This is a genomic window from Shewanella oneidensis MR-1, assembly GCF_000146165.2.
Classification (GTDB): domain Bacteria; phylum Pseudomonadota; class Gammaproteobacteria; order Enterobacterales; family Shewanellaceae; genus Shewanella; species Shewanella oneidensis.
Genome location: NC_004347.2, coordinates 4,648,328 through 4,674,858, shown reverse-complemented (window position 1 = coordinate 4,674,858; position 26,531 = coordinate 4,648,328). Strand labels below are relative to the sequence as shown.

27 protein-coding genes are annotated in these 26,531 nt (G+C 46.9%); 11 read left to right on the top strand and 16 right to left on the bottom strand.

The window, feature by feature from the left end; all coding sequences use genetic code 11:
- Window position 1: 1 nt before the first annotated feature.
- The 5 genes from SO_RS20820 to SO_RS20800 are packed head-to-tail and all read right to left on the bottom strand — an operon-like array spanning window position 2 to window position 2,604.
- Window positions 2-664, bottom strand: a complete 663-nt coding sequence (locus tag SO_RS20820; protein ID WP_011074115.1) for a winged helix-turn-helix domain-containing protein — start codon at window positions 662-664, stop codon at window positions 2-4.
- Entirely contained in the window at window positions 664-930 is a 267-nt protein-coding gene (locus SO_RS20815) for a PepSY domain-containing protein (RefSeq protein WP_011074114.1), read from the bottom strand. The genes SO_RS20820 and SO_RS20815 overlap by 1 nt, the downstream gene beginning before the upstream one ends.
- Window positions 923-1,486: a diheme cytochrome c gene (locus SO_RS20810; RefSeq protein ID WP_011074113.1), complete on the bottom strand. Its 564-nt coding sequence runs from the start codon at window positions 1,484-1,486 to the stop codon at window positions 923-925. The genes SO_RS20815 and SO_RS20810 overlap by 8 nt, the downstream gene beginning before the upstream one ends.
- A 53-nt stretch (window positions 1,487-1,539) precedes the next feature.
- Complete coding sequence (locus tag SO_RS20805; RefSeq protein WP_011074112.1) at window positions 1,540-1,974, bottom strand: DUF1924 domain-containing protein; 435 nt, start codon at window positions 1,972-1,974, stop codon at window positions 1,540-1,542.
- A gap of 33 nt (window positions 1,975-2,007) precedes the next feature.
- Entirely contained in the window at window positions 2,008-2,604 is a 597-nt protein-coding gene (locus tag SO_RS20800) for a cytochrome b/b6 domain-containing protein (protein ID WP_011074111.1), read from the bottom strand.
- 206 nt (window positions 2,605-2,810) lie between these two features.
- Here SO_RS20800 and SO_RS20795 point away from each other — a divergent pair, with 206 nt between their 5' ends.
- Entirely contained in the window at window positions 2,811-3,233 is a 423-nt protein-coding gene (locus SO_RS20795; protein ID WP_011074110.1) for a ribosomal maturation YjgA family protein, read from the top strand.
- Window positions 3,234-3,261: 28 nt separating this feature from the next.
- Window positions 3,262-3,765, top strand: a complete 504-nt coding sequence (locus tag SO_RS20790) for a hypothetical protein (protein ID WP_011074109.1) — start codon at window positions 3,262-3,264, stop codon at window positions 3,763-3,765.
- 93 nt (window positions 3,766-3,858) lie between these two features.
- Here SO_RS20790 and exaC read toward each other — a convergent pair whose 3' ends face one another.
- The gene (gene exaC, locus SO_RS20785; protein WP_011074108.1) at window positions 3,859-5,379 is read right to left on the bottom strand and encodes an acetaldehyde dehydrogenase ExaC; all 1,521 of its coding nucleotides are present in this window, start codon (window positions 5,377-5,379) and stop codon (window positions 3,859-3,861) included.
- 367 nt (window positions 5,380-5,746) lie between these two features.
- On the opposite strand from exaC, the gene SO_RS20780 reads away from it, so the two are divergent.
- On the top strand, window positions 5,747-7,597 hold the full coding sequence (locus tag SO_RS20780) for a sigma-54-dependent Fis family transcriptional regulator (protein ID WP_011074107.1): 1,851 nt from the start codon (window positions 5,747-5,749) through the stop codon (window positions 7,595-7,597).
- Window positions 7,598-7,674: 77 nt separating this feature from the next.
- Here SO_RS20780 and SO_RS20775 read toward each other — a convergent pair whose 3' ends face one another.
- Both SO_RS20775 and SO_RS20770 read right to left on the bottom strand, forming a co-directional pair.
- Window positions 7,675-9,024 carry an ATP-binding protein gene (locus SO_RS20775; protein WP_011074106.1) on the bottom strand — a complete coding sequence of 450 codons (1,350 nt, stop codon included), beginning with the start codon at window positions 9,022-9,024 and terminating at the stop codon, window positions 7,675-7,677.
- Between the two features lie 14 nt (window positions 9,025-9,038).
- Window positions 9,039-9,725 carry a response regulator gene (locus tag SO_RS20770; RefSeq protein WP_011074105.1) on the bottom strand — a complete coding sequence of 229 codons (687 nt, stop codon included), beginning with the start codon at window positions 9,723-9,725 and terminating at the stop codon, window positions 9,039-9,041.
- 346 nt (window positions 9,726-10,071) lie between these two features.
- On the opposite strand from SO_RS20770, the gene SO_RS20765 reads away from it, so the two are divergent.
- The 4 genes from SO_RS20765 to SO_RS20750 all read left to right on the top strand — a co-directional run bounded on the left by SO_RS20765 (window position 10,072) and on the right by SO_RS20750 (window position 12,690).
- Window positions 10,072-10,560, top strand: coding sequence for a Spy/CpxP family protein refolding chaperone (locus SO_RS20765; RefSeq protein WP_164925933.1), 489 nt, complete (start codon window positions 10,072-10,074; stop codon window positions 10,558-10,560).
- 50 nt (window positions 10,561-10,610) lie between these two features.
- A complete protein-coding gene (fieF, locus tag SO_RS20760; RefSeq protein WP_011074103.1) occupies window positions 10,611-11,501 on the top strand; it encodes a cation efflux pump FieF in 891 nt (296 codons plus the stop codon).
- Between the two features lie 115 nt (window positions 11,502-11,616).
- Entirely contained in the window at window positions 11,617-11,970 is a 354-nt protein-coding gene (locus SO_RS20755) for a hypothetical protein (RefSeq protein ID WP_238560529.1), read from the top strand.
- A gap of 153 nt (window positions 11,971-12,123) precedes the next feature.
- Window positions 12,124-12,690, top strand: coding sequence for a porin family protein (locus tag SO_RS20750; protein WP_011074102.1), 567 nt, complete (start codon window positions 12,124-12,126; stop codon window positions 12,688-12,690).
- A 69-nt stretch (window positions 12,691-12,759) separates the two neighbouring features.
- Here SO_RS20750 and glnG read toward each other — a convergent pair whose 3' ends face one another.
- The 6 genes from glnG to ppnP form a co-directional block, all read right to left on the bottom strand.
- Window positions 12,760-14,175, bottom strand: a complete 1,416-nt coding sequence (gene glnG, locus SO_RS20745; RefSeq protein WP_011074101.1) for a nitrogen regulation protein NR(I) — start codon at window positions 14,173-14,175, stop codon at window positions 12,760-12,762.
- A gap of 37 nt (window positions 14,176-14,212) precedes the next feature.
- On the bottom strand, window positions 14,213-15,259 hold the full coding sequence (gene glnL, locus SO_RS20740) for a nitrogen regulation protein NR(II) (RefSeq protein WP_011074100.1): 1,047 nt from the start codon (window positions 15,257-15,259) through the stop codon (window positions 14,213-14,215).
- Between the two features lie 121 nt (window positions 15,260-15,380).
- Window positions 15,381-15,914, bottom strand: a complete 534-nt coding sequence (locus SO_RS20735) for a DUF4124 domain-containing protein (protein WP_011074099.1) — start codon at window positions 15,912-15,914, stop codon at window positions 15,381-15,383.
- A 296-nt stretch (window positions 15,915-16,210) separates the two neighbouring features.
- A complete protein-coding gene (locus SO_RS20730) occupies window positions 16,211-17,368 on the bottom strand; it encodes an iron-containing alcohol dehydrogenase (protein WP_011074098.1) in 1,158 nt (385 codons plus the stop codon).
- A 132-nt stretch (window positions 17,369-17,500) separates the two neighbouring features.
- The gene (locus SO_RS20725; RefSeq protein WP_011074097.1) at window positions 17,501-18,097 is read right to left on the bottom strand and encodes a TetR/AcrR family transcriptional regulator; all 597 of its coding nucleotides are present in this window, start codon (window positions 18,095-18,097) and stop codon (window positions 17,501-17,503) included.
- 114 nt (window positions 18,098-18,211) lie between these two features.
- Entirely contained in the window at window positions 18,212-18,523 is a 312-nt protein-coding gene (gene ppnP, locus SO_RS20720) for a pyrimidine/purine nucleoside phosphorylase (RefSeq protein WP_011074096.1), read from the bottom strand.
- Window positions 18,524-18,833: 310 nt separating this feature from the next.
- Between ppnP and SO_RS20715 the strand changes: the two genes are divergently transcribed.
- Window positions 18,834-20,789: a methyl-accepting chemotaxis protein gene (locus SO_RS20715; protein ID WP_011074095.1), complete on the top strand. Its 1,956-nt coding sequence runs from the start codon at window positions 18,834-18,836 to the stop codon at window positions 20,787-20,789.
- 120 nt (window positions 20,790-20,909) lie between these two features.
- Here SO_RS20715 and ovoA read toward each other — a convergent pair whose 3' ends face one another.
- Window positions 20,910-23,009 carry a 5-histidylcysteine sulfoxide synthase gene (ovoA, locus tag SO_RS20710; protein ID WP_011074094.1) on the bottom strand — a complete coding sequence of 700 codons (2,100 nt, stop codon included), beginning with the start codon at window positions 23,007-23,009 and terminating at the stop codon, window positions 20,910-20,912.
- Window positions 23,010-23,302: 293 nt separating this feature from the next.
- On the opposite strand from ovoA, the gene SO_RS20705 reads away from it, so the two are divergent.
- Both SO_RS20705 and SO_RS20700 read left to right on the top strand, forming a co-directional pair.
- Entirely contained in the window at window positions 23,303-24,277 is a 975-nt protein-coding gene (locus SO_RS20705) for a prolyl hydroxylase family protein (RefSeq protein WP_011074093.1), read from the top strand.
- Between the two features lie 141 nt (window positions 24,278-24,418).
- Window positions 24,419-24,814: a hypothetical protein gene (locus SO_RS20700; RefSeq protein WP_011074092.1), complete on the top strand. Its 396-nt coding sequence runs from the start codon at window positions 24,419-24,421 to the stop codon at window positions 24,812-24,814.
- Between the two features lie 8 nt (window positions 24,815-24,822).
- On the opposite strand, the gene SO_RS20695 is transcribed toward SO_RS20700, so the two are convergent.
- Window positions 24,823-25,014: a hypothetical protein gene (locus SO_RS20695; RefSeq protein WP_238560528.1), complete on the bottom strand. Its 192-nt coding sequence runs from the start codon at window positions 25,012-25,014 to the stop codon at window positions 24,823-24,825.
- Window positions 25,015-25,657: 643 nt separating this feature from the next.
- On the opposite strand from SO_RS20695, the gene SO_RS20690 reads away from it, so the two are divergent.
- Entirely contained in the window at window positions 25,658-26,497 is an 840-nt protein-coding gene (locus SO_RS20690; protein WP_011074090.1) for a PfkB family carbohydrate kinase, read from the top strand.
- The last annotated feature ends 34 nt before the right edge of the window (window positions 26,498-26,531 follow it).

The window sequence follows — 26,531 nt, the reverse complement described above, 5'->3', positions numbered from 1 at the left end:
CTTATGCATCCTTGAGTCGATAGCCTTGGCCGCGGCGAGTCTCAATATAATCCTTGCCTAAGCGTTGGCGAAGTCGGTTAACGTACACTTCAATCACATTGCTGTCTTTGATTTGATCTTCTTCGTAAATTCGTTCACTGAGTTCGGACTTAGAGACTATTTTGCTGGGATTGGCCATTAAGTAATGCAGCAAGCGGTATTCAATCTTAGTGAGTTCGATAACTTCCCCTTCGGCATTGGTGGCGGTTTGTTTATCAACATCGAGGGAGACGCCGGCGTGTTGCAGTAGGTTATCGGCACGGCCAAAGTGGCGGCGGATCAGCGCTTCTAATCTGGCAAGTAACTCTTCAACATGAAAAGGCTTGCCAAGATAATCATCGGCGCCGGCCTTGAGGCCATCAACGCGTTCGTGCCACGCATCGCGGGCGGTAAGGATAAGGACGGGCATAGCCAAGCCTTTTTGACGCCAGTGACTTAGCACGCTTAAGCCCGGCTTACCGGGCAATCCTAAGTCGAGGATCACAGCCTCAAATGCTTCTTCCTCGCCCAGAAAGGCGCCATCGATGCCGTTATCGGCGTGTTCAACCGTATAGCCCGCTTTGTTAAGTGCGGGAATAAGGCGAGCCACTAAGTCGATATCATCTTCAATCAGCAGTAAGCGCATTAGTCGACCTTTTCCTTTAACCATTCGCCGGTTTTAGCATCGATCTTAATTTCATAAACTATGCCGTCATCACGGAGGATTTCGAGTTCGTAGATGATACGATCATGTTTTTGTTCGACTTCAAGATCGAGCAGCCGTCCCTTTAGCCTTGATTCATAACGTTGCATTATGGTGTCGAAGGGCAATACTTTGCCCTCCTTGACCCATTCGACCACTTTGCTAGAGAGGTCTTCATCATGGGCGAGACAGCTTGGGCTGTTAATCATCCCAACGACCAACGCCAGGAATATTAACGGTATCTTCATCGAATATGCCCTTCTCTGCGAGGTTATGGCAGTTACTGCATTGGCTGAATGAGCCGACTTTGGGGTTATCTTGCACCATGCGCCTTGGGATCTCATCATGTTTACGGATAAAAAATGCCTGCTCGGTAATTTTTTGAGGTCCCATTCCGGCAATCAATGGTTTGCTATTTTTCATCACCTTACCATTTTGTGCCGCATGTTGAGTGAGATATTGCTCAATTCTCGCCGTTGCCTCAGGTGTGAGACTGGCATTATCGCCAAAGTGGTTGTTTAGATTGCCCGTGATTGCCTGCCACTTGTCGGCGGGCAGTAAATTTGCGGGATACGCCATATGGCAGCTACCGCATTCAGCTGAATATTCAGCATTTTGTGGGATGGCTTGATTCAGCTCGCGACCATCATCGGCATAACCCGTACTTGAGAAGGTTAAACTGATCCCGATAATACCTATCGTTAGGGCGAGGGCAGTGAGTGTGCTTCCTGCAATCCAGCTTAGGGTGTGGGTTGGTTTAGTCATGATATTTCCTTAATTTTTTTACTAAAATGGCTTCGATACAAGTTGATAAACGTTTATTGCAGGCTGAGCCAAAGGAGAGCATCGCCTTTTTCCTGCGGTGTACACTCGCGTTTAAAGGTCCAGTTACAGTTGCGGCTAAACCATTTCTCTATCTTGGCGGCGTCGGTTAAACGATTGTTGGTCATCGACGGCGCCATGGCCTCAATGGGCTTTTGGGTGTTTTGATGTATCCCTTGTGCGGTCGCTTTGGCGGTATGGCAGCTGGTGCAGCTGCGATCCTCACTCTGTTGAAGCCACAGTGCTTGTCCTGCATCGGCGCTAAAAGGGCCAGCGCCTTGCGCTTGATACTGTTGCAGTTGTAAGCCAATTCGCTCGGCACTCAGTGGCAGGCTAGTGACAGCTGCATTTGCTGCGAAGGCATTAAAACTGGCGAGTAGTACTGCGGTGATCGCAAGTTCTAAACGGTGTTTATTTAAGTGGTGGTTCATTTCTGACTCCTTCAATCTGTGGGGTAGTGGTTTCTACTGGCGCTCATCTTGCTGAATGAGCGGACGCTGCTTTTTACCTGTTACCATGGCTCTGATAAGGTTTTCTTTGTGCAACAGGCTGCTGACAATCACGCCGCCGATATGGGTAGCTATTAGGAACAGACTGAAGTTGGCAAAAAACTCATGAACCTCTTTAAGTGCCCCTTCGGGCCAAGTGGCAAAAAAGCTGGTGGCCAGTGGACCTTGGCTATCGGTGGCATAGAGCGCCATGCCGGAAAAGCCCGCGACTGCGATGGACGTGATCAAGGCGATAATCATCAGTGCGCCCGCGGGATTGTGGCCGATGTAATCTTTGGCATTGCCAGAGAAGAGTTGCTTAAGGTATGTCCAAGCGATACTTGGGCGGGTGATAAAGTGATTAAAACGCGCATGGTGAGTGCCAATAACGCCCCATAACAACCGGAATACCAGTAGCGTTAAAATGCTATAGCCTGCGTAACTGTGGATGTTCATCCACTCATCTTCGCCTTCGGTAAGGTAGGCTAAGGTAAAAAAGCCCACCAATGACCAGTGAAAGATTCGGATCAAGGGATCCCAGACATTGATAGTTTGCTGCATATTTGAGGACATGATCTGTTGCTCCTAAGGTGGTGTAGTTGCAGGCTACTAAAGCCAAACTTAAACGGCGCTTAAATTTTGCCGGAGCAAATTGCGCGGTTCTCTCGTTGATAAACCTTGGGGGCAGGATAAAAATCCATCAAAGGATGCTTGTTAAGCTATTGGCATTAAGATAGATTTTGCCGCTTCATCTTCGAAGTGATAGGGAGTAGCGTGTTATGCCTGTTAACGTTTTTAGCCGTCAGCCCGATCGAAAATCTTTTTTAATTTATGCCGTGTTGCTGTTTGTTATCGAAGTCTTGATTGCGCGTTTTGTGCCTTCGGGGTTTATTCGCGGCTTTGTCGGTGACGTATTGGTGGTGATGTTATTGTTTTGCATGGCGCGTGCTCTAGTGCCTGTAGTCAATGTGAAGGGGGAGCCAATCAATCGGTTATTGCATACGCCTTGGTTGGCATTGGCCGTATTGCTGTTTGCCTTTGCCATTGAGTTTGGTCAGTATTGGGGCTTAGTGGACAAGTTGGGTCTTGGCGGTAATCGCTTGGCGCGAATCGTGATTGGTAGCCATTTCGACCCACTCGATTTGCTGGCTTACTTTGTGGGATACCTGATATTGATGGGTCTGTATTGGAAGCGAAATTAGCCATTTCACGGCAAAGGAAGGATACAGCATGCAGCCGATAACAGCATTTACCCTGCGAGTGTCCGATACCGAGGCGATCACTCAGCCTTTGTTTTTCAATCATCAGCATACTGGTGTATCGATTGCGGGTGTACAGATAGAAGCCCAGTATCGTTGCCAGTTACCCAATGGCGCCCAAGGCTATCTGCTGCTGACCTCATACGATTGCCCCTTTGAAGAATCCCTAGAATTTAGCTTGCTTGATGATGCATTTAGTTTGGTGACCACCGCATCCTTAGCGAGGGAATATGCCTCATTTTTGCTTTACTCCCATTGGCCTATTGCTGAAAACCGCTTAAGACTGCACTTTTATAACCAATTGGTATTGGATTTAGTGATTGAGCCTCGCTCGTTTTGGTTTAGCTTGTCACCCAAACTGTTACTGGCTGAAGTCGTGGCTCCTCAAGATGATCCGCATACTAAAGCCTCGATGGAAGCATTGGCGCAGTATTTTGCTGATGTCAGTCAATCACATGATATACATCGAAAATAAAGGGCGCATCGATGCGCCCTTTGATATTTCGCTAACCCTATTTGCTGCGAATTCATCCATGAAGAGAGGATGATATTCGTGTTAATCCTATCCTTAGAAGAAACCGAGCGGATTGATATCGTAGCTGACCAACAGGTTTTTGGTGTTTTGGTAGTGATTGAGCATCATCTTGTGGGTTTCACGGCCGATGCCTGACTTCTTATAACCGCCAAAGGCCGCATGGGCAGGATAAGCATGGTAGCAGTTAATCCAAACACGACCAGCCTGAATACCTCTGCCCATACGTTGGGCGCGGTTCATATCCCGCGTCCACACACCTGCGCCTAGGCCATATTCAGTGTCGTTGGCGATCGCTAAAGCTTCGGCTTCATCCTTAAAGGTGGTGACCGAAATAACCGGACCGAAGATTTCCTCTTGGAAAATCCGCATCTTATTATGGCCCTTCATAATCGTTGGGCTGATGTAATAGCCTTTGCTTTGCTCGCCTTCGAGTTGGCAGAGTGAGCCACCTAAGAGCACCTGTGCGCCTTCATCTTTACCAATTGCGAGATAGCTTAAGATTTTATCGAATTGTTCTTGGGAGGCTTGAGCGCCGACTTGGGTTGCGGTATCCAGCGGGTTACCCTGCTTGATCGTTTGCGCACGGGCGAGGACTTTTTCGATAAAGCGATCGTAAATCGATTCTTGGATCAGCACCCGTGATGGGCAAGTACAGACTTCACCTTGGTTGAAGAAAGCTAGCAACATGCCTTCGACGGCCTTATCTAAGTATTCGTCTTCTTGATCCATCACATCGGCAAAATACAGGTTTGGCGATTTACCGCCGAGTTCGACGGTAGAGGGGATAAGCGATTCGGCGGCGCATTTTAAGATGTGAAAACCCACTTCGGTGGAGCCAGTAAAGGCCAGTTTAGCGATACGTTTGCTGGTGGCGAGGGCTTGGCCCGCTTCGGCGCCAAAACCGTTGACGACGTTAAGTACGCCGGGCGGCAGCAGATCTTCAATCAGTTCGAGCAGCACAAGAATAGATACGGGCGTTTGCTCGGCGGGTTTGAGCACCACACAGTTACCTGCGGCTAAGGCGGGGGCGATTTTCCATGCTGCCATTAATAGCGGGAAGTTCCACGGGATGATTTGCCCGACCACACCTAAAGGCTCAGGAAAGTGATAACTCACAGTGTTGCCATCAATATCCGCGGCGCTACCTTCCTGCGCTCGAATACAGCCAGCGAAATAGCGGAAATGATCCACAAATAATGGTAAGTCGGCATTGAGAGTTTCACGCACGGCTTTGCCGTTTTCCCAGGTTTCGGCAACCGCTAAGTACTCGAGATTTTGCTCAACGCGATCGGCGATGCGCAGCAGTATATTTGAGCGCTCGGTAACCGAGGTTTTGCCCCAAGCGTCTTTGGCTGCGTGGGCAGCATCGAGTGCCAGTTCAATATCTTGTGCATCGGAGCGGGGAATTTTACAGAAGTTTTGCCCGTTGACGGGGGAGCGATTATCGAAGTATTTGCCGTTGACTGGGGCGACCCATTTGCCACCGATAAAGTTGGCGTATTTTTCTTTAAAATTTACGAGTGCACCTGCGGTTCCGGGTTGAGCATAAATCATAGTGTTATTCCTTCTGTGGCCGCTTGCGTGCAAAAAGCCATGCGTTTAAGCGGCGGGTCTTGTTGAAATGGTTGTAAGCACTGTTGTTATTTTTATCCTTTACCGACTAAGTTAACTGGCAAAGTTATTGATTAAGCTGTGTTCTTTTATGCAACACTCGACTGTTGCATACCAATGACTATCGCAAGGAGGGTGCCAAACTGGCAGGAGTTGTACACTTGTTGAGCTAACAGTATGATGAAACGCTAATTTTGCAGATCCAAATCAATAGGGCATTCAAGGAAAGAAAGATGCCCAATAGTCATTTTGTCATTCAGTGGCACACTGCAACTGTGCCGAAGCGGAACACTGCTCGGGGAGCACGGCTATGACAGCAAAACCGCATTTTCCAACAATACAACCATGGCTAGCCGATTCGTGGCAACGCAGTATCGGCGCAGGCTTGTCGGAGTTTCATGCCGCCGATGATCTTAGGCTCTCTCATGCAGACCTAAAGCATAAACATGAGCAATATCAACAGCTCATCGAGCTGGTGCAATCCCATGCTTTACCTTTATTTAACCAACTCATGGCGCAATCCAATAGCCGGTTATTGCTCTCCGATGCTGACGGTTATGTGCTGAAACATTGGGGCGTGAGTCGTTATTCCAGTAAGTTAGCGGATGTGGCGCTTGATATTGGGGTTAACTGGCTTGAACAGTATAAAGGCACCAATGCCATTGGCACGGCGCTCATGGCTAAGCAAGCGGTCTCAGTGGTTGGAGAGCAGCATTTTATCCGCCAAAATCGTTTTATGAGTTGTACTGCTTGCCCGATTTTTTCGCCCCAAGGCGAGATGCTCGGGGTACTCGATATCACCAGTGAGCAACAGCGGCATTCACAACAGACCTTAATGTTAGTGTCGAGTTTGGCGCAGCAGGTTGAGACGGCGTTGTTGTGCCATTTGCCCGATAGTCACTATCGGATTGATTTAGCGGCCGAGCCAAGTTTATTAAGTTCTGGCTGGCAAGGCATAGTGATTGCCGACAGCGAGGGGCGAATTGTGGGTTGTAATCCCATGGCAAAACAATTGCTGAGTCAAGCCAAGCTGGGCGATAGCCTAGAGCTGCATTTGGGGGATAGCTGGACGCGTGCCGGGGGCTTCCATCGGGATTTGGCCCTACATTTACACACCCAGGCGTTGGGTGTTACGCAGACCAAAAGTGCGAAGACGATTCAAGATAAGCCGCAGAGTCAATTGGGGGTAAGGTTTCGCGATCCTTTACTTGAGCGGGCTTGGCAGCAGGCGAATAAGGTCATCACTAAACAAATCCCTTTGCTGGTGCTCGGTGAAACTGGGGTGGGTAAAGAGCAATTTGTCAAAAAGCTCCATGCCCAGAGCTCGCGCCGCGCGCAGCCTCTAGTGGCGGTGAATTGCGCCGCGCTACCAGCCGAGTTAGTTGAGTCGGAGTTATTTGGTTATCAGGCGGGCGCTTTTACTGGGGCGAATCGTAGTGGCTTTATCGGTAAGATCCGCCAAGCCCATGGTGGCTTTTTGTTCCTCGATGAAATTGGCGAGATGCCGCAGGCGGCACAGAGCCGATTGCTGAGGGTGTTGCAGGAGCGTGAAGTGGTTCCCGTCGGCAGTAATCAAAGCGTTAAGGTCGATATTCAGATCATCGCCGCGACCCATATGGATTTAGAGTCGCTGGTGGCCCAAGGGCTGTTTCGTCAGGATTTGTTTTATCGTTTGAATGGATTGCAAGTGCGATTGCCTGCACTACGTGAGCGGCAGGATATTGAGCGTATTATCCATAAATTGCATCGGCGCCACCGCAGCGGTCCACAAACCTTATGCACTGAGTTATTGGGGCAACTGATGCGTTACGATTGGCCGGGTAATCTGCGAGAGTTAGATAATTTGATGCAGGTGGCTTGTTTGATGGCCGAGGACGATGAGGTGTTAGCGAGAGCGCATTTGCCCGAACATTTAGCCAAAAAGTTAGTCAATAAGCCGCTTGCGGTTTATGAGAGACAACATGTTGAAAATCCGCAAAATCCCCGCGATAAGGATGATATCGGTCGTCACTCGGCCGACTCGCTCCACGGAGCGATAAATCAGAATGTGCTGCAAGCTTACCGAGCCTGCGAAGGCAATGTCAGCCAATGTGCTAAGCGTTTAGGTATTAGCCGTAATGCCTTGTATCGCAAATTAAAGCAGCTTGGGATTAAAGATTAAGTTTGCCAACCCGCTTTAACTGTAGCGTCTCGTTTGCACCATGTGAGCCCGATAGCTGCAGCTATCGGGCTTGTATTTTAGGTGGGTAAACTGATATTGACTTCAAGGCCGTGTGGCTCACGGTTTTCGGCTTTTATCTTACCTTTATGGGCGCTAATCGCGGCTTCAGTAATTGCTAACCCTAGCCCCCAACCACCACTTTCCCGCTGTCTTGCGGAGTCTGGGCGATAGAAGGGTTTGAAAATTGACTCAAGCTCCGCAGGATCAATACCAGGACCGTCATCCTTTATCGTGATTTGGACTTGGCCACTTGTTTGACTCGCGTGCAGATGAATGTCGCTCTTGGCGTAACGAATCGCGTTGCGCAGCAGGTTTTCTATCGCACGGGACAGGGACTTAGGATAATGGCTGAGTTCGATGGCTTCATCGATATCGATAGTGATCTTCTTACCTTGCTGATCGGCTTCAAACTCGGCGTCATCCAATACTTGGCTTAGCGACTCGGCTAAACCGAGACATACTTTAGTTTCATTGGTGCTGAGTTTGACCCGTGATAGCTCCAGCAGCTCGGCAATCAGTTGCTCTAATTGCTCAGCTTCGTAGGCGATGCGGTCGGTTTCTGTGGTTTGTTGGCCTTTTTTACGGGCCAGCGCCAATGACAGTTGCAGGCGGGTCAGCGGTGTGCGCAGCTCGTGGGAAATATCCCCCATTAATCGCTGTTGATTTTTGACCATGGCTTCAATCGAGTCCGCCATGCTGTTAAACGCGGTGGCGAGTTGGCCAATTTCATCATTACGTTGAGTGGTTGTTTTATCGACTCGGTTGCTAAGATCACCTTCGGCGAGGGCGTCGGCACTTTTTTTAAGTGAACGGAGTGGCTTACCTAGATGCCAAGCGAGTAGAGCGCAGAGTAACCCCGAGAGCAAAATGGCTAAGCTGAGGGTGAGCAGTTTGTTTTCTATAAAGAAGAAGAACCAAGGCCTAGGATGGGTATCTGGTAGTCGACCATAGAGGAAATAGGTTTCACCCTCAAGGGTAAATTGGTAAGGGCCAAATACTAATTCATCTTTAAATTGATGACTAATTGGCTGCTTTTCTTCATCAGCCATCAGCATAAAACTGCGCACACCACGGCTGATTCTATTAGTGTTTATCACTTGCCCTTGGCTGTTGGTCAGGTAAAGCCGTAGTGGTTTGCCTTCCATATCTCGATGCCTTTCCCAACGGCGCAGGAAATCAGACTTAAGCAGTGTTGGATTTTCCTGAATGCGCTGCGCTATGGTCGCTAGCACTTTTTGCAGATGGGGCGGAATAGGGGCGCGATCGTGATTTTGTTGCAGCAGGGGCAGCAAACCAACTAAGGCGATAATCAGCGAACTACAGAGCCAAAATCCGAGCAGTAACTTGATAAATAAGCGATTAGGCACAGTTGTTCCCGCCGTTATGGTAACCAGATATAGCCTTTGCCACGAATAGTTTTCACCCTAGGTCTGCCGTCGCTACGCTCGGGAAGTTTTTTGCGTAGATTCGACAGATGCATGTCTAAACTGCGATCGAATGGCATCAATTTTTTACCTAGCACAATTTCATTGAGTTCTTCTTTATTCATCAACTCGCCAGCATGGAGTGCTAAGGTGTGCAGCAGAGTAAATTCTGTGCCCGTGAGGATAATAAGTTGCTCATTACAATAGGCTTCTTGGCGTGAAGGGTCTAAACGTAAATCACCAAACTCCTGTGCCGGTGTCGCATGGATTTCTTGGGCGGTTAAATGGGAGCGGCGAATGATGGCGCGAATTCGGGCGATAAGTTCTCTGTCATTAAAGGGCTTAGGTAAATAGTCATCGGCGCCGATTTCAAGGCCTACTACGCGGTCAATCTCATCACCTCTGGCGGTTAACATCAGCACTGGAGTTTGCTTGTGTTGCCGCAGAGCGCGTAACACTTCAAAGCCGTTTAACTTAGGCAGCATTACATCGAGTAAGATCAAATCGTAATCTGTAGCCAAAGCAAGTTCTAAACCTTGTTTGCCGTCGTAGGCCAATGTGAGTTTGAACCCTTCGAGTTCGAGAAGTTGCCCAAGAAGTTCCGATAAACCGAGATCATCATCGATTAATAGTATCCGACTCATAGTGTTCCTTAATCTGGATGAACGGTGCTGCAGACCGAGATCGGCTCGATAAACCGCAGGCACTTTTAGTACTTTGCCTGAGTATACCCTTTTTGATGTCAATTGCTGTGTAGCAATGTAAGCCAAAGTAAAGAATAGGAAATCTGTATACCCAAGTGACCTAAAGAGTTGAGTTTCAGGCATTTTGAACCATTCTTACCGCAACTTTACACTGATTTACTCTGGTCACGCTCTCACTTACATATGAGGCTTTAGACTGTAATCGTCGAAAGTGATTCGGCTTTTAAAAGGGTCGTCACTATCTCTGGTCTTTACAACATGAAGTTGAATTATTGAGGTCAATATGATGAAAACATTATCTCCTTTAAAAGCTAGCTTGTTTGCCATCTTAGCAAGCTCGACGGTATTGGTGACGACAGTGAGCGCTGAGCCTAGCCAAGAGTGCGATCATCCTCGCAGTGAGTTTCATAAACGTGGCGATCGCATGGGCCATGACGGCATGCACAAAATGTTTGAAGGCTTGGAATTAACCGATACACAAAAGGCAGACATTAAAAAACTGTTTGCCGAGCAACGTGCTGCACGTAGCGACGATAAGCCCACCAAGGAGGAGCGTTTAGCACGCCGTGCAGAAATGCATGCGTTGATCACCGCAGCTACATTCGATGAGACACAAGCTAAGGCATTGATCGGTGCCCAGCAGGAAAAACGTCAAGCGCAAGCCATTGAAAGAATGAAGATGCAGAATCAAATTTACAACCTGCTGACGCCAGAGCAACAAGCTAAGTTTAAAGCGCGATTTGAAGCACACACTGGTAAAGAACCTCGCAGTTAAGTCGCCAAGCTGATATACAATGGGGTCATAGCTTCCCGATATAGACCCCTATGACTCAAACTTCCCAATACGATTTTTGGGTCAAACTGGCTAGTCGCGCTTCCGTGGCTACCGCTTTGACCCTTATTACAATCAAACTGTTAGCTTGGCTGTATTCCGGCTCGGCCAGTATGTTGGCATCCTTAACGGATTCTTTTGCCGATACGCTCGCCTCGATTATCAATTTTATTGCCATTCGTTATGCCATTGTCCCTGCTGATCATGACCACAGATACGGCCATGGTAAAGCTGAGCCGTTAGCGGCGCTGGCGCAATCGGCCTTTATTATGGGCTCGGCGTTTCTGCTGTTGTTTTATGGTGGTGAACGTTTGCTAAATCCCTCTCCCGTAGAAAATGCGACCTTAGGTGTGGTGGTTTCTGTGGTGGCAATTGTACTGACATTAGCCTTAGTCTTGCTGCAGAAGCGGGCGCTGGCGGCGACCAATAGCACTGTGGTTGAGGCCGATTCGTTGCACTATAAGTCGGATTTATTCCTCAATGCGGCGGTACTTTTGGCGTTAGTGCTGTCCCAATATGGCTGGTGGTGGGCGGATGGTTTATTTGCCGTACTTATAGCTTGTTACATTGGTCAGCAGGCCTTTGATTTGGGGTATCGTTCGATTCAGGCGCTATTAGATCGTGAGTTAGATGAAGACACTCGCCAGCGGATAAAACTCATTGCCAAGGAAGATCCAAGGGTGTTGGGGCTTCACGATTTACGGACGCGCCAAGCGGGTAAGACGGTTTTTATTCAATTCCATTTAGAGCTTGATGGTAATTTGAGCCTAAACGAAGCCCATAGCATTACCGATACAACAGGGCTTAGGGTGAAAGCGGCCTTTGAAGATGCAGAGGTGATTATTCACCAAGATCCCGTGCAAGTGGAACCAACTACTCAATAAAAGCAAGCGACACTGAATCGATTATTCAACAATCAAAGGAGTGGTTATGCCATGGATGCAGTAACAGGCTCACCCATTTGCCGACAATAAGCGACTCATTTGTCGGTATCATCGATTGTCGACACGCTTTGAGCTGATCGCCGAACATACCCCCGCCGCGAGTGAATCGAGCGGGGCGCTTATGCCACCAGCAATGACGGAAAACTCACCGACTGCTCGTCCCGTTGGCGTCAAACATGAGCTTATTCTGCACCAATGCCTCTATTTTTTACCAAGAACGATTTCATTTAGCATTGATCAACGGGGCTACCAATTGCATATTTGGCCGTCGTTTTTATGGCGCAGTCGTATTATTTGCGCTGTCTCAGGGCAAGCAGTCATTCGCGAATGCCTCGATGAACGTAAGCGCCGCTCAATTATTCGTTGGTGTTATTTCACTCTCATGAATCTATTGAGGGTAATAAGTTAATGCTTAAGTTTTAGAGATTAATTATCGCGTTATTTAAAGCTGAATGCTTGCTGTATAAAGTGAATTAAGCACTGATAGACTATCACTCTTCTTTGGCGTTTATTGTATTATCCGCAGCGTTTACTACTTAAGTTAACTCATTAGGGAATTATAATGAAAAAACTATCTTTAGTTGCGGGTTCTTTATTATCGATATTAGTGGCAGGCCAAGCTTTAGCGGCAACTGACACCACAGGTTTTTATGTGGGTGGTGCACTAAACCGCGTGACTGTTGATGTGCTTGATGATGCAGAAACAGGGACTGGTTTCGGTGTATACGGTGGTTACAATTTTAACGAGTGGTTTGGTTTAGAGGCCAATTTATTTGCAACTGGCGATTTAGGCGATAAGGATGTTGATATCTCTGCGGGTGCATTAACGTTTACTCCTAAATTTACTCTGCAAATCAATGATATGTTCTCAGCCTATGCAAAAGTAGGTGTTGCATCTATGGCTATGAATGTTGACGGTGATGGATTTGATGAAGACTTCACTGGTTTTGGCTGGACCTACGGCGTAGGTGTTAATGCCGCTGTGACTGAGCGTTTAAATGTTCGCTTGAGTTATGATGTGACTAGTGGTGATTTAGACGCTGACCACCATTATGTAAACTATGTAAACGTGAAAGATATCGACACTGATATTAAGCAACTGGCTATTGGTGTGCATTACCAGTTTTAATTAGTTAGTGCGAGCTTGAAAATAAAAAAGGGATAGTGATATCCCTCTTTTTTGCAATTACTTGACGGCTTAATCCATCGATAATTCTTTCAATTTTCGTGTCAGTGTATTTCGTCCCCAGCCCAAACGTTTTGCCGCTTCTTGTTTATGCCCTTGCGTATGGCGCAATGCAGTTTCAAGCAAAATACGCTCAAAAGCGGGCTGCACTTCGGTTAATAAATCACTATTTCCTTCGGACAGTTTTTGGTCGATCCACTCGGTGAGTGCCGATTGCCAATCTTGGCTGCCTTTCGCCATTGGATTGATACTGGTAGGTTCCTTAAGTAATTCTGGCGGCAAGTCTTGGGGGAGAATTTCTTGTCCTGAGGCCATGACGGTAAGCCAGCGACAAGTGTTCTCGAGCTGCCTGACGTTACCCGGCCATGGCAGTTGTGACAGTTTAGCTGCGGTCTCTTTGGTGAGGATTTTGGCTTCGACACCAATCTCCTTGGCGGCAGAGGCTAAAAAGTGGCTTGCAAGCTGTGGTATGTCCTCACGGCGTTGTGACAGCGGTGGCAAGTGGATACGAATCACATTGAGGCGATGGAATAAGTCTTCCCTAAATCCGCCTTTCAACACTAATTGCTCTAGGTCTTGGTGGGTGGCAGCAATAATCCGTACATCCACTTGAACAGCACTATGGCCGCCGACGCGATAAAACTGCCCATCGGCAAGTACGCGCAGTAAACGGGTTTGCACGTCCAGTGGCATATCGCCGATTTCATCTAAAAACAGGGTGCCACCATTGGCTTGCTCGAAGCGTCCTTGGCGCACATTGGCCGCACCAGTAAAGGCGCCTTTTTCATGGCCGAATAGTTCGGATTCGATTAAATCCTTAGGAATCGCCGCCATATTCAAGGCGATAAAAGGTTTATCCTTGCGCGGACTGTGCTTATGCAGTGCGCCTGCAACCAGCTCTTTACCTGTGCCTGATTGGCCATTGATCAGTACGCTGATTGAAGAGCGCGACAGCCTGCCGATGGCGCGAAACACTTCCTGCATGGCGGGCGCTTCACCGATGATTTCAGGGGTTTTGACTTGAGTTTCCTGCGCAACTGGCGTTGGACTTTGCTCTGTTGCATGGGTCAGAGCGCGCTCAACGAGGGAAATTGCCTCATCAATATCAAAGGGTTTTGGCAAATACTCAAACGCCCCAGCTTGATAGGCACTCACGGCACTGTCTAAGTCCGAATGCGCCGTCATGATGATAACGGGAATATGCGGATAGTGGATTTGTAGTCTTTCAAGCAGAGTTAAGCCATCGGTTCCCGGCATACGAATATCCGAGACGATGACCCGTGGCTGGGAAATCTCTAATGCTTGCCAGAGTGATTCTGCTGCGGCAAAGCTGGCGGTGCTAAGTTTAGCGCCTTGGAGCGCTTTTTCGAGCACCCAACGTATTGAGCTGTCATCGTCGAGGATCCACACTTGTTCACTGATTCGCATTTTGCTTCCTCATACGGTATGTGTTGGTTTTGCTTGATTATTTGGCACTTAAAATCGGTAACGAGATAATAAATTCTGTGTGTCCTGGGCTGGATACGCAATCAATCCTGCCCGAGTGTAATCTGGCAATGTTGTGGGCAATCGATAGACCAAGCCCCGAACCCTGTTCACGACTGGTTACCATGGGATAAAACAGTGTGTCCATGAGCTCTGGCGGTATGCCAGGACCGTTATCGATAATCGATAAGGTCAACACCAGTTTGTGGCGCTGCGAGCCAATGGTGACTTGGTGTTGTGTGCGGGTGCGGATCAGGATTTCGCCATCTGTGTGTTCTAGGGCTTGCACCGCATTCTGCAAAATATTCAACACCGCTTGCTGCATTTGATCTGGGTCCATCTCGATATCGGGGATCGAGGGATCATAATCTCGCTTCAACTGGATATTGGCGGGCAGCGCGATTTCGACTAGTTTATATACTTTTTGCACTACTTGATGAATGTTATGCAGGCTATGTTGAGTGGGACGCTGCGGGCCGAGCAGTCGGTCGACTAAGCTACGCAGACGATCAGCTTGTTCGATGATGAGATTGGTAAATTCCTTTTGCGCGGGATCGTCGAGTTCCCGCGAGAGCAATTGTGCAGCGCCACGCAAGCCGCCTAAGGGGTTTTTAATCTCATGGGCTAAGTTACGCACTAAGAATTGTGCCGCCTGCTGCTGTGCGTCTTGGCTGAGTTGCTGGTGGATACGTCGTTGTTGATCGACTTGCCTAAGCTCAAGCAGACTCAGCAGCGCTTCATCCTCTAGTGGAATAAGCGTTAGATCGACGGTGTGATGCTGAGCATCTAAGGTGACTAACGTCGCGGTGTTAACGGTGAGACTTTGCCCAGCTTTTACCGCATCGCTAAGGAGCTGAGTGTCGACACCTAGGGCTTGATAATGCTCTGGCAATGCTTGTTCGACCAGCCTGTGGCTACCGACACCTAAAAGTTGCTCTGCAGCGGCGTTGGCATAACAAGGCTTAAGATCCTTATCGATGACAAGTACCGCGGTCACTAAATGATTGAGCAGAGTCTCTTTATCCATCTACCGTTCCTGAAAATAGGGTTGCACCCTTATGTTGCACCGATTTGGTGCATGCTGCAACTCGGCTTCATCAAACGGCTCAATTTATTGCTGACAACTTAACTAATTATTATTAAACAATTTAATTGGATCTTGGCTGCTTTTTAGGTGCAGGAGTCATTGCCGCTTGATGAAGAAATATCTTTCTTGGAGAGCTAGATGCAAAGACTTTGCCGTTTTGAGTCATCGCATCGACAACAATGGTATGTTCACCTCTGTCGATGTTGCTTAACTTAAATGTGCCGCCGATTTGGGGTTGGCCGATGGTTTTACCATCGAGTTTAAGGGCCATCAAATATTGGCTCTTGATTTCTGGAGTGACTGTTGCTGTGACTTGGAAATCGCCATTGTTATCCCTGACGGTTTCCTCTTCTGCAGGGGAAGTAATGACGACTTGATACTTGATTTGTTCAATGACTTGCGAATCATTGGAGTCAGCGCTTACCAGTGGTAGGGTAATTTGATTAAGCGTTTTTTCTTTTAATTCAACAATCTCAGCATTGGGATGCGGCTCATCGGAGTAATGGACTTTACCGTCCTTATCGACCCATTTGTACACTGTTGCCTGTGCTAATAGGCTAAGCAGCAGTAAGCTGATGAGGGTTAATAAACGCATGCGAAGATCCTTTTACCTGTGAGATGAGATTATTCAAGAGTAGTTGTTTTTCCATCAAAAATCATGGTGTTTATGTATCAGTAATGAGGTTTTATCTGCGATAAATGGGTTTGTTAGATGAGTAAGGTGTGACCGAATGATGGCGTTAACGCTATTGCAAATATCATTTTAAAGTTTGATTAGCCTAAGCGTGATTATCCTTTGCCCTGTTTAAGGGAATATAAACGCACCATGATGGTGCGTTTATATCTTTCAAGGCTTACCGCTGCATGGGATTGCAGAGGTGTGAGGTTGAACTATAAGGCGAGGGTTAAAATGTTGCGGCTCATGGCTGGATCGATATTGCCATGCTCACCCAAGGCAACCATGCCATGTTTTTCGAGTTGACCCACAACGGCGTCGACAGCTTCCTTACCTAAATCATAGCCGGATAAGTGTGTTGCAATGCCCATGGCTTCGAAAAACGCTTGGGTTTTCGCAATTGCCGCCTCAATACGTTCGTCTTCGGAGCCTGTGTTGATATGCCATACTCTGTCTGCAAATTGCAGTAACTTTTCATGTTTCGCGGCCTTAGTACAACGTAATAATGCTGGTAATACAATGGCTAAGGTGCGGGCATGGTCGATATCATAGAGTGCGGTGAGCTCATGGCCAATCATATGAGTTGCCCAGTCGTGCGGAACGCCTGTGGCAATCGTGCCATTGAGTGCCATAGTTGCGACCCACATCAGATTGGCGCGGATATCGTAATCTTCAGGTTTTGTGAGTGCTTGTGGGCCTAATTCAATCAAAATTTGCAGTAAGCCTTCGGCAAATCTGTCCTGCACTGCGGCATTCACCGGGTAGGTAAGGTATTGCTCGGTGATATGCACAAACGCATCGACGACACCGTTTGCCACTTGTCTTTCCGGTAGGGTAAAGGTTTTAGTGGGATCGAGGATGGAGAACTGAGGATAAACCAAGTCGTTACGGAACGGCAGTTTGGCTTTCAACGACTTACGAGTCACCACGCTGGCATTGTTCATCTCTGACCCTGTCGCAGGTAGGGTTAATACCGAACCGAAAGGCATGGCTTTAGTCACCTTAGCACCCCAGCTCGTGAGAATATCCCAAGGCTCGCCTTCGAAAACGGCGGCAGCGGCAACAAACTTAGTGCCATCGATGACCGAACCGCCACCGACGGCGAGTAAGAAGTCGATGTTTAATTCACGTACTTGCGCGACGGCAAGCATCAGGGTTTCGTAGGTTGGATTGGGTTCGATACCCTCGAATTCGACCACAAAACGCTTTCCAAGCGCTTGTTTTACTTCAGCTAGGGTGCCTGTTCGTTTGGCGCTGCTGCCGCCAAATAACACCATAACTCTGGCATTGCTGGGGATTAACGTGTCGATTTCTGCGATGGTATTTTTACCAAAATGGATGCGAGTTGGGTTGTAGTAGGTGAAATTGAACATACTGCTAGTTGTCCTATGGTTGAATAACGAATTTAGTAGACCAGTCGTCTAGTTTGTGACTGTAAAATCGATCGATAAGCTATCTTACAAGGTAATATCTCTATCAATTGGTTGTTGTGGTCGCCTTTCTGGCTAGCACACCGTTTTATGCTTCAAAATGGATTCAGTTGTTACAAGAGCGCGCGTTAATGCCACATGACTGTGGCCGAGTTTATTCATCAAACTTGCGCCGAGCCACATGTGATATAGCAGCTCTGCCGTTGCTTGGGCATCCTGATTACAGATGGAGCTATCTTCAATACCATCTTGAATACAGTGCGTTAAGCGTTCAATAATGCCTGCAGAACCCTTTAACAGAACAAGGCGCATAGCCTCAGACAGATCAGCCACCTCGGCACTTAATTTAACCACTAAGCATTTTTGGTCGATGCAGCCATCTTGTTGGACATGCAGCCACTTTTGCCAATATTGCATTTGGCGATCAAAGCCAGAGAGCTGTGGGTTGGCAAATAAGCTATCAAGCTCTACTTGATATTGCTCAAAATAGCCCGTTAATAATGCCTCACCGAATTGCTCTTTGGATTTAAAGTAATGGTAAAACGAGCCTTTTGGTACTTCAGCTGCCTTGAGTAATTGGGCTAACCCCAAGCATGAAAAGCCTTGTTTAATGATCAGTGAGTAACCGATATCGAGAATATGCTGACGGGTAGATTGGGTTTCTGTTTTCATGGAAAAGGAGCATATAGCAAATTAGACCAGTCGTCTAGTGGGCGTTATTTATACAAATTGTTGGTGCAAACTGAGGAATGCTCAATACGCTCTAAGCATTCCATCGATTTAACGCTATAGATAGCGACAGCAATATTCAGCTATCGCATTGTTGCGGATTTTAAAGCTGACATTGGCCGCAAGTTCGAACTGGCTGCCTTCGCTAAACGCTTGCCAAGTTGAACTATTTGGTAGCAAGACCTCAAAGCTGCCGCTGGTGACGTGCATGATTTCGCCTTGGGAGGTGGAAAATTCGTATTCTCCTGGGAGCACTACGCCTAAGGTTTGTTTACTGCCGTCACTGAAAAATACACTGCGGCTAGCAACTTTACCCTCAAAATAGATATTGGCTTTTTTGGCTACCGCGACTTGCTCTATGAGTTCCATCCTATGCTCCATTAGTTAATATATTGTGAATATATATGCAATTCAATGTGATTTTAATTCGGTCGTCAATCTGGTTTTTTTACTGTTCAGCGACTCAATGATCCAGATGTTCCTCACATTTGGTTTGTTTTAAAGACCAATTGCATAAAATTTATTAATTATTTCAGGTTATTACTACGTTTGCAGACAAGGTGCTTAATAAAATAAGCGGCCTAGCTTTGTCGAGCATACATTCTTCACCTATAGTTTTAAACGTTAGTAATTTAATTCCTATAGCAATGGAATGTTGAGTTCGACAAGGAGTGTTCCCATGGGATTTACGCGCAAAATTCAACTGATTAGCTTATTGATCGTTCTCTTACCTCTCATCCTATCAACAGCAATAGTGACCTATCTTGCGAAAAATGAGTTATTTGCAGAGGCTCAGTCACGTTTAGTGGCTGTTCGTGAAATTAAGCAGCGACAGATCAACAGCATGTTTCAAGACTTTTCCGATAACTTGCAGTCCGTGGGTGCAGTGATCGCAAATCAAACGAATTTGGATACCTTAAGTGAGCTCGATTCAACACTAAAATCCCTGAATAGGCTGCTTGGCTTTTATGATCTGTTCATCATTTCCGATGATGGTACGGTTTTTTACACTGTGGCTAAGGAACCTGATTATGGAACGAATTTACGCACAGGGTCCTATCGCTCGTCTGGATTAGCGCAATTATTTGAGAAGACACTGACTTCATCCGGCACGGTTTTTTTGCAGGACTTTTCAGCCTATGCGCCATCAAACGGGCAAGCTGCGGCCTTTATTGGGCAAGCCATGCTAGTCAATGGGCGACATATTGTGGTGGCGGCGCAAGTTTCCATTGAGCGGATCAATCGGGTGATGCAGATCCGCGAAGGCATGGGGCAGACGGGGGAGACTTATTTGATTGGTCCCGATAATCGTATGCGTTCGGACTCATTTTTAGACCCCATCAATCGTACCGTCGTCGCTTCTTTTGCGGGAACAATCGCTAACAATGGAGTTGATACGCTTGCGGTGAAAGCGGCCTTAGCAGGTAATCAAGGTGTTATGCAGGTTTATGATTATAAAGATAATTTAGTGCTTTCAGCCTATTCGCCTGTTGTTGAGATGGGGCTTAAATGGGGGCTAATGGCGGAAATAGATGTGAGTGAAATAGCCGCTCCTGCCTACCATATGATGTTTATCGGTATGCTAGTTTGTGCTTTATCCATTGTGCTGGCGATTACCGCTGCCAAATTGGTGACAAGCTTCGTGCTTAAACCCTTAGGAGGGGAGCCTGAAGATATGTGCCATTTAACCAGCCTTATTGCCTCGGGCGACTTAACCCATAGTTTGTTGCACACCCAGTCGGATAACCATCTGATGAGTTGGTTAGCAAGGATGCAGACTAAATTAAAAGAAATTATTGGCCAATTGATCGGTATGGGTCATGAATTGGAGTCAGCAGCGGAACAAAACTCAGCGGCAATGTATCAGGCGGATTGTAGTATTCAGCTGCAGGCGAAAGAAACCGACATGTTAGCCACCGCGGTGGAGGAGATGAGTTATGCCGCGGCCGAGATTAGTACTAATACCTCGAAATCCTCCGATGAGGTTTCTGCATGTACCCATTCGAGTCACATTCTTTCGCAAAATTTGGTCAGTACGCGCCACAGTTTAAAGGTCACTTTAGAGAGTTTTGCTGCCATTCATCAGCAGGTCGGTCATCTTGAAGCAGACAGCCAGAAAATAGGCAGTGTACTTGAGATGATAAATGCTATTGCTGAACAGACCAATCTCTTATCTCTCAATGCGGCGATTGAAGCCGCCCGTGCAGGTGAGCATGGACGAGGGTTTGCTGTTGTCGCCGATGAAGTGCGGCAACTTGCCGTGAAAGTGCAAGAGGCGACTCAGGATATCGGTAAGGTATTGCAGGGGATACAACATCAATCGGGTGTTCTGGCTCAGCACAGTGTGACTTGCTCATCCGAGGCGTCAAAAACTGCAGAGGATGCCGAAGGCATGCAAGCGGCAGTGGATGATATTGCTAAGCGACTTGAGACGCTGAGGTCATTAATGATCCAAACGGCTACGGCGGCAGAGGAGCAAACTACAGTATCGGCAACCATAGCGCAGGGGATTGCGGGATTAAGTGCTGCAGCAGAGGAAAATAGTGCGGCGATAAGCCAAGTGGCCGCCAGTACACGTAGTTTGTTAGGGTTAGCGAATCAACTTGGTTTAACAACGGCGCAGTTTAAGGTATAGGAAACCAATACCAAGCAGATGCAGTGTTCTTGCCATTGGGGACTGCGATTGTTACTGAGCTGTCTGTTATGCATCCGCCAGAAAGGATTCTCTGGCGGATTTTTTCTTAAATGTTCTCGGTTATCGTTTACGCCAGATGGTCATTTCTGAGAGGGAATGTTGGAACTTGCGTTTAGTTTCCCGGATAACAAAGGGAATTTCCTTTACCGCGACTAGCTCAAATTGGCCGATCAATGTTTCGGTCAACCCATCTAAAGTGGTGAAGTTTTCCCCTTTCACTTTGATGCCTCCGAGCCATTTTTCTTTGGGTGTGTAATCCTCAAGCCAAGTATAAGGCGATGCAATCACTAGGTAGCCACCTTGGTTAATGCGTTTGCCAATACTGGTGAGGAACTGTTTAGGATCGTTCAATCTGTCGATAAGGTTTGAGGCATAAACTAAGTCGTAACCTGTGTAGATGGGCTTAAGATTGCAGGCATCGCCTTGCATAAAATTGACTTTTTTTGCTTCTTCTTGGTAGCCCAGCTTAGTGAGGCTGGCACTTTTAAATTCCTGTAGATCCCCCTCGGTGCGAATGGTGTAGCGTTTTTCGCCTTGTTCAGTCAGCGCGTAAGCTTGTTGAATGAAACGTGCCGAAAAATCGATACCGTCAACATGGTCGAACACTTTGGCTAACTCAAAGCTGGCTCGACCCACCGAACAGCCGATGTCTAATGCCTTAGCGGTATGCTCAAGTTGGATTTCGTTTAACGCCTGTTGAACGCCATTAACGCAGAAATTCGGGACGCCAAAATATTGAGCGCCATAATGGAATTCTAAATATTGAGAAATCAGTTCATCGGTTTCGTACACATTAACCTCGGCCATTTGCTCTGGGTTTTGGAGGGACTCCACGTAACGAAATCCGGCATGTTGGTAGAAGTGACGGCGAAACGCGTAGCGAGAGGCTGCAATGGCTTCGTTGCCCGTCGAGATCCAAGAGCCCCCTTTAATCAGGTTATGTTTACCATCGAAAGTTGGCGTTGAAAAATCATCGTAGAGTGGATGCACTGCAAAGCCATTAAAACCATCGATAGCGGTTTCGGTCCATTGCCAGACATTACCGACAATGTCGTAAAATTCATTATGTTTAAAGCGATTCACCGGACAAGAAGAAGCGTAATAAGCCAGCGAGATATTCCCTGGTACTTCTTGCCAGTCGGGGGCGTCGGTTTGAATTTTTTCTCGCAGAATATACCACTCCGCCTCTGTCAGAAGGCGGATGTTGCTTTGAGTCTGGTGAGCTTTCCAATAACAAAAGGCTTTAGCTTCGAGTTGATTGACCTCAACTGGCCAATTAAGGGGAAGCGGGATTTCGCTGGTGAGATTTCGTTGCCACCATTTACCGTCATAACGGCGCCAAAAACGTGGCATCTGGGCTTGAGTGTAAGCCAGCCATGCTCGGCCTTCTTCATTCCAAAACTCGGGCGATTGATAGCCTCCTGCTTCAACAAAGCTCAAATATTCTTGATTACTTACTAAATATTTTGAGGCTTTAAAGTCTGCCACTTTAAAACTCTTATTGCCGTATTCGTTGTCCCAACCGTAGGTTTCATCTTGCTCTTTTTTACCTAAAGTGATTTTTTTGCCCGCCACAGCAATCAGCTGGTTAGCGTCGATAGCGCCGTGATCTTGGCACTCAGGCCAGTGAGTACTTTGGGATACTTCCTCTAAAGGCAGCTGACGGATAATGACTGATGAGGTTTCTAAATGGATACGTTCATGCTCAATCCCCATCAAAATGACCCAAGCGGGACTGTCCTGAGTGATAGGCAAGGAGATAGGCATAGTATCAATTAATTGGTTAACAACGCGATTTACCTTGTCTCGATAGTCTTTTACCTCGGCGACCGTAGGCCATTGGTAGTGGGTTTCATTGAGGTCGTCCCAAGACATCTCGTCAACACCAATGGCAAACATCGACTCAAAATGATCGTTGACTCTTTCCTCAAGATATTTGCCCAGTTTGAGCTTATTGATGTAGAAAGTTGCGGTGTGGCCAAAGTAAAAAATAAGCGGATGGCGTAAAGGCTCTGCTTTTAAATAATAGGCATGGTCGTGTTTTATCAGCTCGAAGAGCGACTCATAGCGCGCCCAAGTTTGGTTGAAGTAGTGCTTAAGCGCTTGACGTTTTAGCGTTTCATTCTCACCCGTTAGTTTGAGTGTTTGCAAAACAGGCATGTTTGATTTCTCCATTGGGCAAGCGGGTGCCATTGTTGTTGCCATGGGTTGTCAGGCTCAATACGTCACGGTTGGTTATCGGATCACTTTACCAACAAAATGTGGCAGTTATTTATCTGAGCTTTCAAGCTAACAGAAACCAAGCCTGAGATGAAACTAGGATTGTATTTTTGTACTCAAGATTGATTGATGCAAAAGACGACAAAACAGCTAATTGTAAATAAAATGTTTCTTCGCTGATGTGATTCAGTTTTAATGAGCATAATAGGGTTGTGTTGTGAATGGGTCTTGATATGCAGCAGTTATTTGTCCAATTATTAGAAGAGCGTTATTTCAATCGCTTACCTGAGGCGTTAGTGCTCAAGTTTGCAACTGAGTCGGCTGATTTTGTGCGTTTTTGGTTGGTTCACTGCATGCGAAGTATGGTTTCTGAAAGAGAACTGGCCATCGCTTTGTTTTTTAGTGCTGAGTGGGAGCTAGAGGAGCTGGCGAGTTTAAAATCGTTCTGGGGTTCCTATGTCGCGATGGAAGAAGCGCAAGAAGTTAAAGCGACATTTTGTCATTTTGTTCCTTGGTTAAAAACCATCTCGCCTCATCATGAGGATGCGATCTGCGTGTTTTCTGCGTTATGGTTTTTTGAGCACAGACCAACATCTGTCGGGAAACAACTGCAATCGGCAACGCTGTCCCACTCCCAACTTCCAGTGAGTTTATTAGACGATATCAAGCTATTTTCATTGCCCCATTTGCGGCCTATTACTGTGTATGGACATCAGGGGAAGGGGAGTGTCGAGAGTGGTATCCGCAACAACATGCATTACCCAACACCGATCCCTAATGACAATCTTGCAATGGCTTGCGTCGAAAGGGTTATTGCAAAGTTTGCAGGGATTAAGTTGGCGTTTGCAGAACCCATCGTTGTACTGCGGTACGAACCTGGCCAGTTTTATCAATGGCATTATGATGCAATACATGCATATACGGCTGAAATTCAAGCTGAATTGGAGCGTTTTGGCCAAAGGTCCAGAACAGCCATTTTATATCTTAATGATGATTTTGAAGGAGGAGAAACGGAGTTCAAAGCACCGTATATTCAAGTTAAACCCGAGACTGCCGCTATTTTGGTGTTCGATAATACGGATCAAACTGGCAAACCCATTCCTTCCTCATTGCACCGCGGCTGTGAGGTGACTGCTGGGAAAAAATGGGTTTGTACCCAGTGGTTTAGAGATAAGCCATTTTGGTTAAGAGCGGGATTGTTGGCTTAGTTTTGTCTGAGTGCAATAAAGGAATTGTGGTTTACAGGTGTGCTCAATAGTAAAAATTATTTATTCCTGACCAGTATTTTATCGGTCAAGGTTAGGGCAGAATGTTCACGTCCGTAAAATTATTATGCAGGATATAACGGGATGGCAATGAACGCATTATGGATACCCGCTTGGTATGAGCTTGATCCGTCGATCGTTGTGGGCGTGACTGAAGAGTTTGTATTTCATAAACCCGCTACTAATGAGGCATTGAGATTTTACAGCGGTGCGAAGGAAACTGAAGTTGTAAAAGCAACTGGAGAAATAGCAAGCATTCATCACCAAGTCTTGGGGGATATTGACAGTGTGGATGCGCAGGGGCTTGATTATACAATTGTTTTAAAAGATGGGCGTCGTTTATTAGTGAATGCGGAGGAGGAGCCAGGTCTAATTTACGAATGGGTTGATGACAGTTGGCAACCCTCAGAGATGGTTATTCAGGATTGGCAACTTGAGGTCAAGTTTGCATCGCTTTCACCGCTTAAGTCTGCGGTCTAGTTTTTGTGTTAGTTTTCGGAGCAGTCAGGCTCACATGGTTGAACCGACTGCTCCTCAAACAAGGTTTGTAGCAACTGATATTCGAGTTGAATTTTGGCTACATAAACATCATGAAAATCCAACTGATTAAATTCCTCCACACATTGTTTATAACGGCGTAATTGTTCTTCGCCATCCAGATCCTGATGTATCCAGTCCATTAACATACGAATTCCTTTCGTCTTTATCCTTGGCCCTAAGCTTAATCTTTTTCTAATCTAAGACTAGGTTGAATCTTGGTGATATTTTTATGTGTTTATCAGTAAAACTGACGGTTTTAAATTATTAATCATAATATTAATCACTGCATATTTTTAAATGTTTAGCACTAAATGTGCTGTTTTGCTGAATTTGATTCTGGTCAACGTCTTACCGCTAAAGTACGTTTAAGCTGCCATTTAATGAAGATGGGGATTAGGGCGTGTTGACGTTTCGAGATTAAATTTTGTTCGTTCTGGCAAGTTCGTGCTCGCGAAACGAGGAATGATGTGTAGTTATTCTACTCAAATGACGAGCTGCTCTTATGACAGAAAGTAAGAGCAAGGGCTTGCCAGACGAACCCTTCGGGCAGCATTTGGCTGACGTTTCTGCTGCGTTATCGTCCGTTTATGTAGAATAACTACACTGCACGGACTTTGCCTTGCATAAAAGCCAGCCAAATTGCTGCAAAAATAACCCTGAAACGTCAACACGCCCTAGATTCTCAGATTGTGCCACCCCACATTTTGGTCTAGATTGAGGGCTCTTTTAGCCCATAACTCGTCCCGATTTGGTGCGATAATTTCTTTCTCATGGAGCCTTGTCATGGCAAATATTTTGCTGGTGGCCAATCTTAACTGTGACCGTGTATTACTCCTTGATAAACCTTTAAAAACCGGCGGGCGCTTTCATTATCAAGATGGTGGCCAAAGGCTGGGCGGCGGTGGTGCCAATACTGGGCTTGGACTTGTTTGGGCAGGTCATCGAGTTGCATTAGTCAGCCAAGTGGGGCGAGATGAGATGGGGGATTGGGCCATTGCAGAGGCCAGTACCCAAGGGCTCGATTGTCGTTTAGTGCAGCGCCGTGCGGGAAATACCTGTGAGATGCTGCTCGTAATGACACCGGATGGTGAGCGTACAATCATCCGCCCGCAGCGCCCTGTTTTTGAGTTATCAGTACCTCCTAAATGGCAACATTGGGATGCGTTGTATTTTAATACGTCGGCGGAAGGGACTGTGAGTTGGGCTAAAACGGCGCTCGATCATTGCCTCGTTATCGCGCAACTTGCCAAGGATGATAGACCGCGCCCTTGCCACGTATTACTTGCCTCGGTGAGTGATATGCAAGGACGATGTGATCTTGCCTCTTGGGATTACGGCGTGAGTATTGGTGGTGAATCTTTGCGTTATTTTGTGGTGACCGACGGTGTCCGTGGCGCGAAGGTTTATACCCAAGATGATGTTCAACATGTGCCAGCGGTGCCTGCTGAGGTTGTCGATACCACGGGTGCAGGGGATGCCTATGCTGCGGGGCTTATTCATGCTCTTTGTGCCGGCAAATCAATTACTCAAGCGATGGCAGAAGGTGCTGTTTGGGCCGCTTTTGCGGTCGCAACGGACAGTTCTATTCCTGGTGAGGCTTTAAAACAGTATTTAGAAGCATAGCGTGGGTAAAAGGCGCAACCGTTAACGGAGTTGG